Source organism: Serpentinimonas sp. SSL01, assembly GCF_056323735.1.
This window is the reverse complement of the sequence record NZ_CM150487.1, coordinates 628,814-643,233: the sequence shown is the minus strand read 5'-3', so window position 1 is coordinate 643,233 and position 14,420 is coordinate 628,814. Positions and strand designations below refer to the sequence as shown.

20 protein-coding genes are annotated in these 14,420 nt (G+C 66.2%); 5 read left to right on the top strand and 15 right to left on the bottom strand.

The features are described from left to right. Positions 1-236 precede the first annotated feature (236 nt). Genes ACVMK0_RS03095 through ACVMK0_RS03085 form a run of 3 tightly spaced genes read right to left on the bottom strand, consistent with a single transcriptional unit; the run spans position 237 to position 3,158 of the window. Complete coding sequence (locus ACVMK0_RS03095; RefSeq protein ID WP_476464261.1) at positions 237-1,181, bottom strand: metal ABC transporter solute-binding protein, Zn/Mn family; 945 nt, start codon at positions 1,179-1,181, stop codon at positions 237-239. A gap of 4 nt (positions 1,182-1,185) precedes the next feature. Beyond that, positions 1,186-2,058 (bottom strand): metal ABC transporter permease, encoded by an 873-nt coding sequence (locus ACVMK0_RS03090; protein ID WP_045534911.1) that lies wholly within the window; start codon positions 2,056-2,058, stop codon positions 1,186-1,188. Next, complete coding sequence (locus tag ACVMK0_RS03085; protein ID WP_476464260.1) at positions 2,058-3,158, bottom strand: metal ABC transporter ATP-binding protein; 1,101 nt, start codon at positions 3,156-3,158, stop codon at positions 2,058-2,060. Before ACVMK0_RS03085 ends, ACVMK0_RS03090 begins: the two co-directional genes overlap by 1 nt. 30 nt (positions 3,159-3,188) lie before the next feature. Here ACVMK0_RS03085 and ACVMK0_RS03080 point away from each other — a divergent pair, with 30 nt between their 5' ends. The 5 genes from ACVMK0_RS03080 to ACVMK0_RS03060 are packed head-to-tail and all read left to right on the top strand — an operon-like array spanning position 3,189 to position 6,475. Continuing rightward, complete coding sequence (locus ACVMK0_RS03080; RefSeq protein WP_476464259.1) at positions 3,189-3,692, top strand: Fur family transcriptional regulator; 504 nt, start codon at positions 3,189-3,191, stop codon at positions 3,690-3,692. Further along, positions 3,689-4,345, top strand: a complete 657-nt coding sequence (locus ACVMK0_RS03075) for an ABC transporter ATP-binding protein (protein ID WP_476464258.1) — start codon at positions 3,689-3,691, stop codon at positions 4,343-4,345. The genes ACVMK0_RS03080 and ACVMK0_RS03075 overlap by 4 nt, the downstream gene beginning before the upstream one ends. After that, positions 4,342-5,553, top strand: coding sequence for an ABC transporter permease (locus ACVMK0_RS03070; protein ID WP_476464257.1), 1,212 nt, complete (start codon positions 4,342-4,344; stop codon positions 5,551-5,553). Before ACVMK0_RS03075 ends, ACVMK0_RS03070 begins: the two co-directional genes overlap by 4 nt. 6 nt (positions 5,554-5,559) lie before the next feature. Beyond that, positions 5,560-5,874 (top strand): hypothetical protein, encoded by a 315-nt coding sequence (locus ACVMK0_RS03065; protein ID WP_349496561.1) that lies wholly within the window; start codon positions 5,560-5,562, stop codon positions 5,872-5,874. Further along, positions 5,864-6,475: a DUF3299 domain-containing protein gene (locus ACVMK0_RS03060; RefSeq protein ID WP_476464256.1), complete on the top strand. Its 612-nt coding sequence runs from the start codon at positions 5,864-5,866 to the stop codon at positions 6,473-6,475. The genes ACVMK0_RS03065 and ACVMK0_RS03060 overlap by 11 nt, the downstream gene beginning before the upstream one ends. Positions 6,476-6,787: 312 nt before the next feature. Here the strand turns inward: ACVMK0_RS03060 and ACVMK0_RS03055 are convergent, their stop codons facing one another. The 12 genes from ACVMK0_RS03055 to ACVMK0_RS03000 all read right to left on the bottom strand — a co-directional run bounded on the left by ACVMK0_RS03055 (position 6,788) and on the right by ACVMK0_RS03000 (position 14,370). Next, positions 6,788-7,111 (bottom strand): helix-turn-helix domain-containing protein, encoded by a 324-nt coding sequence (locus ACVMK0_RS03055; RefSeq protein WP_045534907.1) that lies wholly within the window; start codon positions 7,109-7,111, stop codon positions 6,788-6,790. Positions 7,112-7,266: 155 nt separating this feature from the next. Next, the gene (locus ACVMK0_RS03050) at positions 7,267-7,617 is read right to left on the bottom strand and encodes a hypothetical protein (RefSeq protein ID WP_476464255.1); all 351 of its coding nucleotides are present in this window, start codon (positions 7,615-7,617) and stop codon (positions 7,267-7,269) included. A gap of 27 nt (positions 7,618-7,644) precedes the next feature. Continuing rightward, the gene (locus ACVMK0_RS03045; RefSeq protein ID WP_476464254.1) at positions 7,645-8,157 is read right to left on the bottom strand and encodes a Wzz/FepE/Etk N-terminal domain-containing protein; all 513 of its coding nucleotides are present in this window, start codon (positions 8,155-8,157) and stop codon (positions 7,645-7,647) included. 9 nt (positions 8,158-8,166) lie between these two features. Then, on the bottom strand, positions 8,167-8,349 hold the full coding sequence (locus ACVMK0_RS03040) for a hypothetical protein (protein ID WP_144400248.1): 183 nt from the start codon (positions 8,347-8,349) through the stop codon (positions 8,167-8,169). A gap of 62 nt (positions 8,350-8,411) precedes the next feature. After that, on the bottom strand, positions 8,412-8,864 hold the full coding sequence (locus ACVMK0_RS03035; RefSeq protein ID WP_082027191.1) for a putative toxin-antitoxin system toxin component, PIN family: 453 nt from the start codon (positions 8,862-8,864) through the stop codon (positions 8,412-8,414). Further along, entirely contained in the window at positions 8,861-9,103 is a 243-nt protein-coding gene (locus tag ACVMK0_RS03030; protein WP_045534896.1) for a hypothetical protein, read from the bottom strand. Before ACVMK0_RS03030 ends, ACVMK0_RS03035 begins: the two co-directional genes overlap by 4 nt. Positions 9,104-9,212: 109 nt before the next feature. Beyond that, positions 9,213-11,264: a polysaccharide biosynthesis protein gene (locus ACVMK0_RS03025; RefSeq protein ID WP_476464253.1), complete on the bottom strand. Its 2,052-nt coding sequence runs from the start codon at positions 11,262-11,264 to the stop codon at positions 9,213-9,215. A gap of 93 nt (positions 11,265-11,357) precedes the next feature. Further along, complete coding sequence (locus ACVMK0_RS03020) at positions 11,358-11,738, bottom strand: type II toxin-antitoxin system VapC family toxin (protein ID WP_476464252.1); 381 nt, start codon at positions 11,736-11,738, stop codon at positions 11,358-11,360. Continuing rightward, positions 11,735-11,938, bottom strand: a complete 204-nt coding sequence (locus ACVMK0_RS03015) for a type II toxin-antitoxin system VapB family antitoxin (RefSeq protein ID WP_476464251.1) — start codon at positions 11,936-11,938, stop codon at positions 11,735-11,737. Before ACVMK0_RS03015 ends, ACVMK0_RS03020 begins: the two co-directional genes overlap by 4 nt. A 103-nt stretch (positions 11,939-12,041) precedes the next feature. Further along, positions 12,042-12,602 carry a sugar transferase gene (locus ACVMK0_RS03010; RefSeq protein WP_476464250.1) on the bottom strand — a complete coding sequence of 187 codons (561 nt, stop codon included), beginning with the start codon at positions 12,600-12,602 and terminating at the stop codon, positions 12,042-12,044. Then, a complete protein-coding gene (locus ACVMK0_RS03005; RefSeq protein ID WP_476464249.1) occupies positions 12,599-13,648 on the bottom strand; it encodes a UDP-glucose 4-epimerase family protein in 1,050 nt (349 codons plus the stop codon). The genes ACVMK0_RS03010 and ACVMK0_RS03005 overlap by 4 nt, the downstream gene beginning before the upstream one ends. After that, positions 13,648-14,370: a YdcF family protein gene (locus tag ACVMK0_RS03000; RefSeq protein WP_476464248.1), complete on the bottom strand. Its 723-nt coding sequence runs from the start codon at positions 14,368-14,370 to the stop codon at positions 13,648-13,650. Before ACVMK0_RS03000 ends, ACVMK0_RS03005 begins: the two co-directional genes overlap by 1 nt. Positions 14,371-14,420 lie beyond the last annotated feature (50 nt).

The following is a 14,420-nucleotide window of genomic DNA, read 5'->3' as shown; positions in this document are numbered from 1 at the left end:
AGCGGCGCAGCCGCTAAGGGCCCACAGCGCCAAGCCGGCCAGCGCGCCCGCACTGAGGCGGCGCGCTGTAAACGCCCTGGCAGGGCCCGCAACACCCACATCACCTACAGAGGGGCGCGCTCCACAAAAGCAGTGACAATCCAATCGCATTCCAAGCCAAGCCAAGCCGCGCCCAAAGGGGGCGCCTGCATGGCTAGATTGTGCCTGATGATGGCACGCTGGGTGCAAGCTGGCGCTTAAATGCCCGCCACAGCGCGGGTGAGCGCTTGGGTGTTGTGGCGCAACATCTCGACGTAGGTCGGGGCCGTGCCGCCGGGGGCCGAGAGCGCGTCGGAGTACAGCCGCCCGGCCGGGCGCAGACCGGTTTCACGCCCGATCTGCTCGATCAGGCGCGGGTCGGTCACGTTTTCGACAAACAAGGCCCGAATCCGCTCTTCGCGGATCTGCTGCACCAGCCGGGCGATGCCGCGCGCCGTCGGTTCGCTGTCGGCGATCACCCCGCGCGCCGCCATGAAGCGCACGTTGTAGGCCTGGCCGTAGTAGGCAAAGGCGTCGTGGGCGACGATCACGCGCCGCTGCGCCACCTCGATAGGGGCCCAAGCGGCGCGGATCTCGGCGTCGAGTTGGGCCAGCACGGCGTCGTAGGCCTGCGCGCGCTGGCGGTAGAAGTCGCAGCCGGCGGCGTCGGCAGCGCACAAAGCGTCGGCGATGTTGCGCACGTAGACGCGCACGTGGGCCACGTTCTGCCAAGCGTGCGGGTCGTGCTCGCCGTGGTCGTGCCCGTGCCCGTGCCCGTGGGCATGGCGGTGGCCGTGGCCGGGGTTGCGCAGCGGCTCGATGCCACGGCTGAGCACCACGTGCTGGCCACGGAAGTTGGCGCTTTGCAGCAGGCGCGGCATCCAGCCCTCGAAGCCCAGCCCGTTGGAAAACACCAGCCGCGCCTGCCCCACCAAGCGCGCCTGCGCTGGCCGTGGCTGGAACACGTGCGCGTCGCTGTCGGGCCCGATGAGCTGCGTGAGCTGCACCCGCTCGCCCCCGACCTGCTGCACCAAATCACCCAAAATGCTAAAACTTGCCACCACTGGCAGCGCGGCGGGTGTGGCGGTGGCCCAAGCCGCGCCACCCACCCCCGCCAAACCCAAACCCGCCACCAGGCCTTGGCCAAAAATCCGTCGTTTCATGCGATTACCCTTTCAAATGCACTGCAGACACCGAGCGCTGCCGCCAAACCCCAAAGCGGCCCAAAATCATCGACAGCAGCCACAGCGCGCCCAACGCGATCACGATGGCCGGGCTGGTCGGCCAGTCGGCGTGGTACGAGAGCAGCAAACCGGCCACGCAGCACACCAGCGCCAGCGCCGGCGCGAGCCAGAGCAGCGATCCGATGCGGCGCACCCAGAACCGCGCCGCCGCTGCGGGCAAGACCATGATCGCCACCGCCATCAGCGTGCCTAGGGCATGGAAGCCGGCCACCAGATTGATCACCACCAGCACCAAAAAACCGTAGTGCGCCAGCGCGCTCCAGCGCGGGCTGTGGGCGCGCAAAAAATCGGGGTCTAGGCATTCCAGCACCAGCGCGCGGTAGAGCAGGCGCATGGCCAGCAGCGTGATCAGCGCTATGCCCAGCAGCAGCGCCAGCGCGGCGTCGTCGAGCGCCAGCACGGTGCCAAACAGCACGTGCAACAGATCGACTTGGCTGCCGTAGGTCGAGATGATCAACACCCCCAGCGCCAGCGAGAGCAGGTAAAAGGCTGCCAGCGAGGTGTCTTCGCGCAGCACCGTGCTGCGCGCCACCAGGCCCGAAGCCACCGCCACCACCAGCCCGGCCACGATGCCGCCCAGCGTCATCGCCCCCAGCGACAGGCCCGAGATCAAAAAGCCCACCGCCGCGCCCGGCAAAATGGCGTGCGCCATGGCGTCGCCGGTCAGGCTCATGCGGCGCAGCATCAGGAACACGCCCACCGGGGCCGCGCTCAGGCTCAGCAGCACGCAACCCAGCAGCGCGCGCTGCATGAAGCTAAACGCCCACAAGGGTTCAAGCCAGGCCAGCGCGGCCATCAGAGCACCCCGGCTGCGCGTGCGGGCGCTGCCTGAACCTGGGGCCGGGACGGTTGGGCGCTATGGCCGGAGCCGTGCTCTTCGTGGCGGTGGCTGTCACCGTGCGCGTGTTCGTGCGCGTGTTCGTGCACATGGTGCCCATGCACCGCCGGCTCCGCCTCGGCTTCGCACCAGGGCGCGCCCTCGTCGAAGGCTTCGCGCATATTCATGGCGCGGCGCAGGTTGGCGGGCGTGAGCACGGCGGCGGTGGCACCAAAAGCGATGGGTTCACGCGCCAGCAGCAGGGTGTGCGCAAAGTGCCGGCGCACCAAGCTCAGGTCGTGCAGCACCACCAGCACGGTCTTGCCAGCGGCGCTCCAGCGCTCGAGCAACTGAAGCAAGTCGAGCGTGGTGCCCTCATCGACGGCGGCAAAGGGCTCGTCGAGCAGCAGCAGGTCGGCGTCTTGCAAGATCAGACGCGCAAACAAGGCGCGCTGAAACTGCCCGCCCGACAAGGTGTCGATGGTGCGGCGCTCAAAGCCCTGCAGGCCGACGCTGGCCAAGGCCTCGAGGCAGCGCTGGCGCTGCGCCGCGCTCCAGCGCCCGAGGGCGCCGCTCTGGTGCCACAGGCCGTACTGCACCATATCCAGCACCGTGACCGGAAAGCTGCGGTCGATCTGCGGCGTCTGCGGCAGATACGCCACGCGCTGCCCAGCCAAGCCGTCGATGCGCCCGGTGAGCGGCCGCAACTGGCCCGCCAGCGCCCGCAGCAGCGTCGATTTGCCGGCGCCGTTGGGGCCGACGATAGCCAGTTTGGAACCCGCCGGGCAAAACAGAGACAAATGGTGCACCGCCGGATGGCGCTCGTAGCCCAGCGTGAGGTTGTGCAGCCTAAGCCCCAGCCCAGCTGCCGGCTGGCTGTCGGGCGCGGCAACAAACGCACCCGCTCCCGCACCGGCCCCAGCGGCATAAGGCGGGGCTGCAGGCGGTGCAGGCTCAGGCACGCGCAACTGCGCCGCAGCAGCCAAAGCCGAAGCCGAGGCAGCCAGCGGCTGGAACCAAGAAAGTAAAGGCTTGATGAGCACCTTGTTGCAACTCGATTGCGTTAATATCGGGATCATAACGCAACTTTGTTGCAGCAGCCGAGTCCCATGACCATGCCCCAAACCGCCGCCCCCTCATCCAGCCCGCTCACGCCCGAGCTGCTCGAGCGCTTGCACCGCGCCGGCTTGCGCGTCACGCCGGCCACGCGCGCCGTGCTGGGCCTGTTTGCCGCCGACCCCTGCGCCGCGCGCTGCCACTTCGAGGTGCTGGCGCAGCTGCAGGCGCGCGGCCTGCTCATCAACCGCGTCACCTTGTACCGGCTGCTCGATCGGCTCGCCGCCTGCGGTGTGCTGCTGCGCCACGCCGACGCGCACGAGCGCCGCTGGCGCTTCACCTGGGCCGGCAACGGCGCCGCCGCGCTGGCGCAACCGCGCTTTGAGTGCGACGCCTGCCACTGCCTGCTGCCGCTGCCTGCGGCGGCGCTCGAGGCGCAGCAGCTGGCGCAGAGCTGGAGCGAGCGCATGACCGCGCTCGGGCACCAGCCGCAGCGGCTCGATTTCACCTTGCACGGCACCTGCTCCGACTGCCTCCAACCCCACGCGCGCCCATGATTTTCAGCTCCGCCCTTCGCTACGCTTGGCCCAGCGGCCCTACGCTCGACTTTCCCGACCTGGAGCTGGCCAGCGGCGGCGCGTTGCTGTTGCGCGGCCCCTCGGGCAGTGGCAAGTCCACTTGGCTGGCGCTGCTGGCCGGGCTGCTCACGCCCAGCGCCGGCGTGCTCGAAGTCGCCGGCACGCACCCGGCGCAGCTGGCGCAAGCCGAACGCGACGCTTGGCGTGCGCGCCACATCGGCTTTTTGCCCCAGCGCGGCCTGCTCAGCCAGGCCTTGAGCGTGCACGACAACTTGCAACTGGTGGCCTACGCCGGCCAGCAGCCGCTGGATCGCGCGCACACCCAGCACCTGATCGAGGCCCTTGGGCTGGGCGGTTTGCTGCAGCGGCGCCCGCACCAGCTCTCGACCGGGCAGGCGCTGCGCGTGGCGCTGGCGCGGGCGCTGTTGCGCCGCCCGGCCGTGCTGCTGGCCGATGAGCCCACCGCCAGCCTCGACGACGACCTCGCCGCCCAAGCCATGGCGCTCATCAGCCAGCACGCGCAGCAGCATGCCGCCACGCTGGTGGTGGCCACACACGACCAGCGTGCCGTGCAAGCGCTGCCGCACGCGCGCACCCTGCGCTTGCAGCCACACGCGGAGGCTGCGGCATGAACACCCTCGGCCTGTCGTGGCGCTACCTCTGGTCGCGCCCCCTGAGCACGGTGCTCAACCTGCTCATGCTCACCTTGGGCGTAGCGGCCATGGTGTTCGTGCTCAGCGCGCGCGAGCAGCTCACGCACACCTTTGAGCGCGATCTGGCCGGCATCGACGCCGTCGTCGGCGCCAAGGGCAGCCCGATCCAGCTCATCATGTCGGGCGTGTTTCACCTCGACGTGCCGCCGGGCAACATCCGCTTGGCCGATCTGGAACAACTGCGCCAACACCCGCAAGTGGCCGCGATCATCCCGCTCAGCTTGGGCGACAACCTGGGCGGCTACCGCATCGTGGGTACCACCCACGACTATGTCGCGCTGTATGGCGCCGAACTGGCCCAGGGCCAGCTCTGGAACGCGCCGATGCAAGCCGTTCTGGGCGCCCAGGTGGCGGCCAGCAGCGGCTTGGGGCTGGGCCAAAGTTTCGTCGGTGTGCACGGGCTGGATCCGGTCGGCAAGGCGCACGATCAGTGGCCCTACACCATCACCGGCATCTTGGCGCCCTGCGGCTGCGTGCTCGACCGGCTGGTGCTCACCGCCACCGAATCGGTCTGGCTGGTGCACGACGATCTGCACGGCATGGCGCAGATGAGCCCCGAGGAACGCGCCGCCGTCGAGGCCGAGCGCGAAGTCACCATGGCCCTGATCCGCTACACCACGCCGCTGGCCGCGGTCACCTTCCCGCGCTTCGTCAACGAGCAGACCAATATGCAGGCCGCCGCCCCGGCGCTCGAGCTCACGCGGCTGCTCACGCTGCTGGGCGCGGGCACCCAGGTGCTGCAGGGCTTTGGCCTGACGCTGCTGCTCATGGCGGCGCTGTCGGTGTTCGTGGCGCTGTGGCAAGCGGTGCGTGAACGCGAGGCCGATCTGGCCATGCTGCGCATGCTGGGCACGCCGCCGCGGCGCTTGGTCGCTTTGTTGCTGACCGAGGCCTTTGCGCTGGCGCTGCTGGCGCTGCTGCTGGGGCTGGCGCTGGCCCAAGGCTTGCTGGCGGCCCTGGGCGGCTGGTTGCCCACGGGTGCCGCCACCTTGGTGCAGGCCGCACACTGGAGCCCGACGCTGTTGTGGGTGCCGCTGGGGGTGTTGCTGCTGGCGCTGCTGGCGGCGGCCCTGCCGGCTTGGCGCGTGCACCGGCTCGACGTTTTGACCCTACTCAACCGGAGCTAAAACCCCATGAACCCGATGAAAACCACCCACCGCACCCTGCTGGCCCTGCTCGCCAGCGCCGCCTTGGCCCTGCCCGTCTGGGCCAGCCCAACCACGCCGACCACGCCTGCTGCCCCGCACGGCCACACCCACGGCCAGCAGCACACCCCGGCGCAGATTCAGCAAGACATCCAACGCCACCAGGCGATGGCCGCGGCGCACCAGGCTGCCGCTGAATGCCTGCAAGCCGGGCGCGGCGAACGCGTCTGCCACCAGGCCCTGCGCGCCGCCTGCACCGGCATCGCCTTGGGCAACTACTGCGGCATGCGCCATGTCCACTGACGAAGGGCTTTGGCTGCGGCGCTCTTGGTTGCGCCGCATCGCAGCCCTGGGCGCCACCGCCATCGCCGCACCCGTGTTTGGGCAGAATGCGCCGGCGGCTGGCGCTGCTGGCGCCCCCAATGCGCCCGCGGCTCCCGACGCGGCTGGGATTCCTGGCGCCGCTGGCCACCCCAACCCACTGGCCGGCGGCACCGGCATGGGCTACCACAGTCCCCTAAGCGCCTTTGCCCCACTGCCCCAGCGCAGCGACGTGGTGCCGTGGTCCACCCTGGCCGATTTCACCACCCGCATCGAACGCCAGCGCGTGGTGCAGGTGTATTCCGCCGCCATATTGGCGCTGGATCAGCGCACCGTGCGCCTGCAGGGCTTCATGACGCCGCTCGACCCCGGCACGCGCCAAGTGCATTTTTTGCTCAGCTCGGTGCCGCTCACCTGCCCCTTTTGCACCCCCGGCGGCCCCGAAAGCCTGGTGCAAGTGCGTGCCCGGCGCCCTATTCGCTACAGCATGGGTGCCGTCGTCGTCGAAGGCCGCTTTCACGTGCTGCACAACGACTCGCTGGGCTTTTTTTATCGCATCACTCAGGCTATCGAGGTCGATTGAGCGCCCTGCTCTAGGTGCACCCAATCGACGATCTCGCCCTCGGGGGTGTGGTGCTTTCGACCAGCTCTTGCTGCAGGATCGGTGGCGTGATTGTCTAGCCGGCGAGTCGTGCAAAATTGCTTTGCATGGCCTGAAGCACTTGGGTCACGGTGGTTTTGCGCAGCGCGAGACCTTCGGCCAAATCCAGTGCCTTGCTATCCCGGGCAGTAAGTCAGGTCATACGGCGGCGCCAGCTGCCAGCTGCCAGCTGCCGTCGGCTTCCATCACGAACGACAGGTTCTTGGCGTGGTCATACGCCAGTGAATCAGCCTATCACATCGAGCGCTTTCGCGCCTTGGTGTAGGCGCGCTGACGGGTGGCGACTGCTGCTTTCAGGCGCATGTCCTCAATCGACTTCGATTGCAAGACCAGCACGGGGGATAGGTCATGGAGGGCGTTGAGCGCCTCCAGAATGCGCGCAAAAGTCTCGAGCGTGCAGCGGCCCGTGCGCTCGAAGTTTCCGAGCGTCTTGTTGGAGATGCCGACGCGCTGCGCCAACTCGTCAACCGAGAGGTTGAGCGCCAGCCGCCGAGCCCGGGCGCGCTGACCCAGCTCCAAGCAGACTTCCTCGGGCAGTGCAAGCGCGAAATCGACCATTTTTATACCTGAAGGCTTGGATATCCAGCCATTACAGGAAGAATTGTAGCCAATAGCAGCCCTGCAGTCAAAGCGTTTTCGCCATCGGGGGTGGTGCCTTCGACCTGCTCTTGCAGGTTGCTTGGGTGCACCGCCTTGTCGCAGTGCTCCCCAACCTACCCCATCGACTGTTCTGGATGCTGTTTGGCCCGGCGCGCGTTCAGCCAAGCGCTGCGCACCAAAACCCAAAGCACGCCCAGCATGGCTGCGGCCATGGCCGCCACCACGAGCATCATCAAGCGCGCGGGTGAGACCGGGTGAGCAGGGGCAAAAACCGGCTCGATCGTGCGCGTGGGCTGCGTCAAGGGGCTCTGCAATGCGGTCTCGTACATAGAAATCGTACTGCGCACAGCAAAAACCTCGGCTTGCATTTGCGTCAGCATCATGTTGGCAAGCATGATCTGATTGAACCTGGCATCTGGAACCCGATCGACAACGGCCAGTTGCGACAATTTATTCAGGCGCATTTGACTCGCCTCCAACTGCTCCCGGTTTTAAGCCAGTTCGCTGCGCAGGTTGTCAATTCTGGGTTGGGCAAATTCATTGTGTATGCGCACCAGTTCGGCCAAAGTTGCTTCGGTTTGCATTTTTGCCTGCTCGCGGCTCGGAGCGCGCACTTTGAGCTCGATCAACGGCGATGCATCGGCTTGGGTTGCTCGAACCAGTTGCGCTTGAATTCGACCGGCATCAGCGCCAGAGCGGATTGCATTGATCCAATCTTGGTCTGTGGTTGCTTCAGCAATACGCTGCTGAAAAGTCAAAGACCGCAGACGCTCAACCGCAAGCAACGGCGACTCGACCGGCTGGCGCGTCACATTTACCTGCCCAACCTGCCCAACCTGCCCAACCTGAATCAGTGCCGTGGCCTGATAAACAGACGGACTGAGCATGCCAATGCCCACGCCCAAGGCAATACCAACTGCCAAGAAAGCGAGCAGCGTCTTCCACGCCCCGATCAAGGTATCCCACAAGTCAAGCAGGCTGATTTCGTCGTCGTTTGAATTCATTGTTTGATTCTACCGCACCACCCCCTGCCCCACCGCCTGCTCTAGGTGCACCCAATCCACGATCTCGCCCTCGGGGGTGTAGCCTTCGACCAGCTCTTGCAGCAGCAAGCGCAGCAGCGCGGCGTCGCGCAGCTCAACGCTGTCACCCTGTTTGCAGCCCGCTAAGGGCTGGCGCCGCTGCCAACGGGGCAACGCAAAACACTGTTGCAAAAGCGCTTTGAAGAGTTGTTGACGTAAGACCTGAAAAACCGTAGCTACGGCGTTTCCAGCAACCCCGCCGCCTCGGCAGGTGTCACGATGCGCACGCCCAGGTAGTTGCCGCCCAGGCTGTGCAAATGCTGATCGCCAGAGGCAATCAAATGGGCGCGTGCTTCCACTGCACACGCCAAAACCTGATCATCATCGGCATCCTTGGCAATCACTCTTGGCACCTGCTGGGGCACCACCAGCGTGACCATAGCGCTGTAGTGCGCCACCAGTGCCTGCGCCGTGGTTTGCAGCGCTGTGATGCGCTTGGTCAGCTTGGCATAGTGCAGGGTCTGACTCAACTCATCGACCAGCACCGGGCTGCTGTACAGCGCAATGGTGTCAGTTAGCGCCAGCTCCAGCAAGCGGCGCGCATGGCCGCCCCACAACAAACCAGACACCACCACATTGGTATCGAGCACCAGGCGCAGCCGGATGCCTCTGAGGCTGCTACCGCTCAATGGGCCTCCTGCTTGCTGCGCTGGGCACGCACTGCCTGCACCTGTTCATCAATCATCTGCTCGATCTCGGGCGTCAATTCCTCGGGCGGTGCGCTGGCCCATAGGGCGCGCAAGGATTCGCCTGCCTGGCGCTTGAGCTGCTCGCGTAGCATGGCCTCCAGCGCTTGCGGTGTGAGCAGGCCAGCGGCTTGTGCGCTTTGTGCCAGCACATCGGGCAATTCAACTTGAACGGTGGTCATGGGGATTCCTTTGTTAGCGGCCAAAAACCAAGTCTACAACGTGACCGTGGGCGACAGCGCCGAAGTCCAAGCACTGGCGTTTTTTTGCTTGCAGCGCCCTGCGGGCAGCTCACAGTCGGCCCTGCCCCACCGCCTGCTCTAGGTGCACCCAATCGACGATCTCGCCGTCGGGGGTGTAGCCTTCGACCAGCTCTTGCAGCAGCAGGCGCAGCAGCGCCACGTCGTTGACTTGCAGCGCCAGTTCGAGCGTGGCCAGCTTGGGCTGCAGCTGCGGCCAGGGCCAGCTGGCTTCGTGCGCTTTCATGATGCGTGGGTGCACCGTGGGCTGGGGGTCGTTGCCGATGAGCAGCTCTTCGTACAGCTTTTCGCCCGGGCGCAAGCCGCTGATCTCGATGCCTATGTCGCCCTGCGGGTGTGCGGCGTCGCGCAGCGTCAGGCCCGAGAGCTCGACCATGCGCTGCGCGAGGTCGTAAATGCGCACCGGCTGGCCCATGTCGAGCACGAACACGTCGCCGCCCTTGGCCATGGCGCCGGCTTGGATCACCAGCTGCGCCGCCTCGGGTATGGTCATGAAAAAACGCGTCACCTCGGGGTGCGTGAGCGTGATCGGGCCGCCGTCGCGGATCTGCTGCCGAAACAGCGGCACCACCGAACCCGACGAACCCAACACATTGCCAAAGCGCACCATGCACATGCGGGTGCGGCCACGCAGCGCCGGTTCGGCGGCCAGCGCCTGCAAGGCGAGCTCGGCCAAGCGCTTGCTGGCGCCCATGACGTTGGTCGGGCGCACGGCTTTGTCGGTGCTCACCAGCACAAAATCGCTCACCCCATTGGCCGCCGCCGCCTGCGCCGCGCGCAGCGTGCCCCAGACGTTGTTGCGTATGCCCTCGGCCGGGTTGTGCTCCACCAGCGGCACATGCTTGTAGGCCGCGGCGTGATAGACCGTGTCGGGGCGCCAAGTGCGCATGATCTCGTCGAGCCGCGCCGCGTCTTGCACATTGGCCAGCAGCGGCACCCGGCGCACGCCGCCACAGAATGAGTCGTCTGGGTTGGTTGGGCTTGTGGATAAGCCATCGGCGCCGCCTGCGCCGCCCTCGCCTGCTTCGGCGTCATCAGCTCCATCGGCGCACAAGGCATGGAGCTCGCGCTCCAGCGCATAGAGCGCGTACTCGTTGTTTTCGAGCAGCAGCAGCACCGCCGGGCGCTGGCGCACGATCTGGCGGCAGATCTCGCTCCCGATCGAGCCCCCGGCACCGGTCACCAGCACCACCTTGCCGACGATGTTTTTGGCCAGCAAAATGTGGTTGGGCGCCACCGGCTCGCGCCCCAGCAGGTCGTCCACATCCAGTTCGTGCAGATCGGCGCTGCTGATGCGGCCGTGCGCTGCGTCGCTCCAGCGCGGCAGCGTGCGCAGCGCCACCCGCAGCGGGCGCAGGGTCTCGAGGATCTGGTTGCGGCGCGCGCGCTCCAGCTTGGGCATGGCCAGCAGCACCGTGCGCACCCCGTCTTCGTTGACCAGTGCGGGCACATCGGCCGGCGACACAATCGGCAAACCGCCTAGCACCTGGCCATGCAAGCGCTCGTCGTCGTCGATGTAGCCGGCCAATTTCAGCTCTTGGCTGTGCGCCAGCACCCGGGCCAGTTCGCGCCCGGTCTGGCCGGCACCGTAGATCAGCGCCTTGGGCAAACTGCTGCGCGCCGACATATCTTGGTACAAACCGCCCAGCCAATAGCGCGCCAACGACCGCGTAGCCCCCACCGCCACCCCCAGCAGCAAGGGCTGGATGATGCCCACACTGCGCGGCACCCCGGGCAGCCCCAGCACCGTGACCACACCGGCGTACAACACGGCATAAAGCGCAAACACGCGCAACAGCGTCTGCGCTGCCGCCCAATCGGTGTAGCGGAAAATGACGCGGTAAAAGCCATTGACCACAAACAACGGGAGCGCAATGGCCAGCGCCGCCAGCGCCGCCAAATAGGGGCGGTACAAATTGTCAGCCGTACCCTGCCACGGCAACCAAAGGTCGAGCCGCAAATAAAACGCCAGCCACACCGTGAGCACGCACAACGCCCCATCCACCACCAGCGCCAGCGTGCGCTTGAGCGGGCGCGGCAGCGCCAATACGGTTTGCGCTGTACGCACCAGGTGTGAGCTCAATGCATTGCCTCGCTTTGGGTGTGGGCTTCGGGAGGAATCAAGGGGCGGTGTCAAGCAGCACGCACTGCACGGCGTGTTGTTTCAAACGCTGCCCTAGTGCTGATGTGCGCCGTAACACAAACCGAAACGCTGGGCCAACGAAGCCAAACGCTTGTCGAGGGTCCATAAACTGGCCCCCGGCGTCAGCAGCGTCGAGGCCAGCAGCTGCATGTCCACCAAGCCACAGCCCAGCCCAAACAACCGTTCACGCTCCACAAAGTCCACCGTTTCGGCGAGAGATGCCTGCTGGACTTGCCGCAAACTGCGCAGGTCTTTCAGGGTATCGGTCCTGTTGGGTGGCGTACCACAAGCCAGCTCGCCCCACACCAAAGGGTGTATGCTCACCTCGTCCAAGGCCAGCAAAGTCACCAAGCTCGGGTTGCCATGCCGAAAATGCGCAATCCATACCGAGGTATCCACCAGCACGCTTCTCATGCTTGGTGGGCCTCTTGCCTTCTGGGCACTTCATCCATATTCGGGGCAGAGCCGCCCAGCGCAGCCAGACGTCGCGCCGCCTGAATGCGCACAAATGCCATCACGGCCTCACGAAACAAATCGGACTTGTCCATGCCAGGGTCAGCCACTTCCAAGGCGCGCTGGTACAAGGCATCGTCGATGGTGATGGTGGTTCGCATGGCGGTTTTTGTCATCAAATTCGATGAAATCATACATCAATTTTGATTCCACCCCTTGGTGAGCGCGTCATGCTGCGCACCTCGTCGTCTGCATGGTATGCACTCAATGCGCCACCCCGTCGCGCTTGAGCACCTTGAGTGCGGTGAGCCATATGATTTTGATATCAAAAGCCAGCGATAGGCGCTGGGCGTATTCGGCATCGAAGCGCACCTTGATGGGGATGGGCAGATCGTCGCGGCCGTTCACTTGCGCCCAGCCGGTCAGGCCGGGGCGCAGGTGCTGCACGCCGGCCTGGGTGCGCAGCGCGATCAGGTCGTGCTGGTTGAATAGCGCCGGGCGCGGCCCGACAAAGCTCATGTCGCCCTTGAGGATGCTCCAGAGCTGGGGCAGTTCGTCGAGGCTGCTGCGGCGCAAAAAGGGGCCGATGGGTGTGAGCCAGCGCTGCGGGTCGGTGAGCAGGTGCGTGGCCACGGCCGGGGTGTCGGTGCGCATGCTGCGAAACTTGGGCATGCAAAAGTTGCGGTTGTTGCGCCCGACGCGCTCGCTCCAGTACAGGGCCGGCCCGGGCGAAGTCAGGCGCACCGCTAGGGCCACCAGCGCCAGCGGCAGCAGCAGCACTAGGGCGGCCAGCACAGCCAGCACCAAATCAAAACCGCGCTTCATTCAGCAGCCCCCATACCGGCCGCTGCGCGCCGCAAGCCTTCGTCCACCGAAACCGGCGGGCGCCAGCCTAGGGTGGTGCAGGTGTGGGCAATGTCGAGCTGCAAATTGCCCAACAGGCGCCGCGCCTTTTCGCGCTGGCCCAGCAGCGCCGCTGCCGCCATCAGGCCCCAGGTGGGCACAGGCCACAAGCGCGCCGGGCGGCCCAAGGCCACGCCCATGCGCTGCAGCAGTTCGGCAGTAGAAAGGTCGTGGCCGTCGCTGACCATAAAGGTCTGGTTGGCCGCAGCCGGGTGCTCTAGGCAGGTGCAGAGCAAATCTACGAGGTTGTCTAGGCCCACAAAACTGCGCCGGTTGCTGTGCGCCAGCCCAAGGGGCAAGGGCCAGCCGCGCTGCACCGCGCGCATCAGGGCGGCAAAGTTGGCCTTCACGCCCGGCCCATAGACCAAGGGCGGGCGCACGATCACCAGTTCTAGGCCGCTGGCAGCCGCCAGCGCGCGCAAGCCCTGCTCGGCCTCGTGCTTGGACAGGGCATAGGCGTCTTCGGGTTGGGGCACGTCATCGTGGCGAAAGGCGCGTCCGGCTGCGGTGTGCTCGCCGTTGACCTTGGCCGTGCTCACAAACACAAAGCGCCGCACCCCCGCCGCCACGGCCTGCTGCGCCAGGTGCAGGGTGCCAGCCGTGTTGGCTGCGCGAAAGGCGGCCAGCGGATCGGGCGCCGTGTCGTGCATGATGTGCACCCGCGCCGCCAAGTGCACCACGGCGCTGCACCCGCGCAACAAGCCAGACCAATCTTGGCTGGTGTGCAGCTGCGCCACCCCGGCCAGTGCGCCGCCCGCCATGCGGTGCTCGTGCCGCGCGCTGCCCGATACCGCAAACCCAGCATCGTGCAAACGGCGCTCGAGCGCTTGGCCCACAAAGCCGGATACGCCGGTGATCAAAACGCCTGTGCGGGTGCTGGTGGTGTTGGGGGTGCTGGAGTTGGGTGGGTTTGATGTCATGTAGAGGATTGGGCCGCCGGCCGGTTTGTGCTCAAAGCTGCGGCTCATCAACCGCGCGTAAGGCCATACACCAGCAGCCCCAGCCACTCGTGCAAAGCCGTTTGCCAGCGCAGCAGGCTACGGGCCAATGAATACTCGGTGAGCGGCGTGCTGGTGCCCGTGCGAAAGTCCACCGGATAGGGTGTCACGCGGCAGCCCTGCGCCTGAAACTCGGCCATGGCGCGCGGCATATGCCAGGCCGATGTGAGCAGTAGCCAAGGCTGCTGGCAGCGCGGCCCCAGCAGTTGCGCCACCTTGATGGCGTTTTCGCGCGTGTTGCGGGCGCCGCCTTCAAGCTGCACGCGGCGCATGTCCAGCCCCTGCTGCGCAAAAAACACGCCTGCCAGCTCGGCCTCGGTCGTGCCGGTGGGCAGCAGCCGCCCTTCGCCACCCGAAAATACCAGCTCCAGTGTAGGGTGCTGGCGCATCAAATACAGCGGCGCCGTCATGCGCTCGGCTGCATCGCCCAGGGGCACTTGGCCGTGGGCTGCAAAACTGCTTGGGTGCCCGGTGGCACCACCCAGCACAATCACACCCACATGCTGCCCCACGGTGTGCGCGGGCGGCGCGGCGTAGCGGTTCTCGAGGGGGCGCAACAACGCATCGGGCAGCGCCATGAACCCCAGCAAACCCAACACCACCAAACCCGCCCAAAGCATAGACATGCCCAGCACACGGCGGCGCCACAGCACCAGCAAGGCCAGACCCCACCACAGCGCCAGCCAAAACATGGGCTGGGTGATAGCGGATAGGAGATTGGAGGCAATGAACAAAATAGTCA

Coding starts and splice junctions, on each gene's coding strand:
- ACVMK0_RS03095 (WP_476464261.1), bottom strand. CDS start 1,181: ATGAAACGACGGATTTTTGGCCAAGGCCTGGTGGCGGGTTTGGGTTTG.
- ACVMK0_RS03090 (WP_045534911.1), bottom strand. CDS start 2,058: ATGGCCGCGCTGGCCTGGCTTGAACCCTTGTGGGCGTTTAGCTTCATG.
- ACVMK0_RS03085 (WP_476464260.1), bottom strand. CDS start 3,158: ATGATCCCGATATTAACGCAATCGAGTTGCAACAAGGTGCTCATCAAG.
- ACVMK0_RS03080 (WP_476464259.1), top strand. CDS start 3,189: ATGACCATGCCCCAAACCGCCGCCCCCTCATCCAGCCCGCTCACGCCC.
- ACVMK0_RS03075 (WP_476464258.1), top strand. CDS start 3,689: ATGATTTTCAGCTCCGCCCTTCGCTACGCTTGGCCCAGCGGCCCTACG.
- ACVMK0_RS03070 (WP_476464257.1), top strand. CDS start 4,342: ATGAACACCCTCGGCCTGTCGTGGCGCTACCTCTGGTCGCGCCCCCTG.
- ACVMK0_RS03065 (WP_349496561.1), top strand. CDS start 5,560: ATGAACCCGATGAAAACCACCCACCGCACCCTGCTGGCCCTGCTCGCC.
- ACVMK0_RS03060 (WP_476464256.1), top strand. CDS start 5,864: ATGTCCACTGACGAAGGGCTTTGGCTGCGGCGCTCTTGGTTGCGCCGC.
- ACVMK0_RS03055 (WP_045534907.1), bottom strand. CDS start 7,111: ATGGTCGATTTCGCGCTTGCACTGCCCGAGGAAGTCTGCTTGGAGCTG.
- ACVMK0_RS03050 (WP_476464255.1), bottom strand. CDS start 7,617: ATGCGCCTGAATAAATTGTCGCAACTGGCCGTTGTCGATCGGGTTCCA.
- ACVMK0_RS03045 (WP_476464254.1), bottom strand. CDS start 8,157: ATGAATTCAAACGACGACGAAATCAGCCTGCTTGACTTGTGGGATACC.
- ACVMK0_RS03030 (WP_045534896.1), bottom strand. CDS start 9,103: ATGACCACCGTTCAAGTTGAATTGCCCGATGTGCTGGCACAAAGCGCA.
- ACVMK0_RS03020 (WP_476464252.1), bottom strand. CDS start 11,738: ATGAGAAGCGTGCTGGTGGATACCTCGGTATGGATTGCGCATTTTCGG.
- ACVMK0_RS03015 (WP_476464251.1), bottom strand. CDS start 11,938: ATGCGAACCACCATCACCATCGACGATGCCTTGTACCAGCGCGCCTTG.
- ACVMK0_RS03010 (WP_476464250.1), bottom strand. CDS start 12,602: ATGAAGCGCGGTTTTGATTTGGTGCTGGCTGTGCTGGCCGCCCTAGTG.
- ACVMK0_RS03005 (WP_476464249.1), bottom strand. CDS start 13,648: ATGAGCCGCAGCTTTGAGCACAAACCGGCCGGCGGCCCAATCCTCTAC.
- ACVMK0_RS03000 (WP_476464248.1), bottom strand. CDS start 14,370: ATGTTTTGGCTGGCGCTGTGGTGGGGTCTGGCCTTGCTGGTGCTGTGG.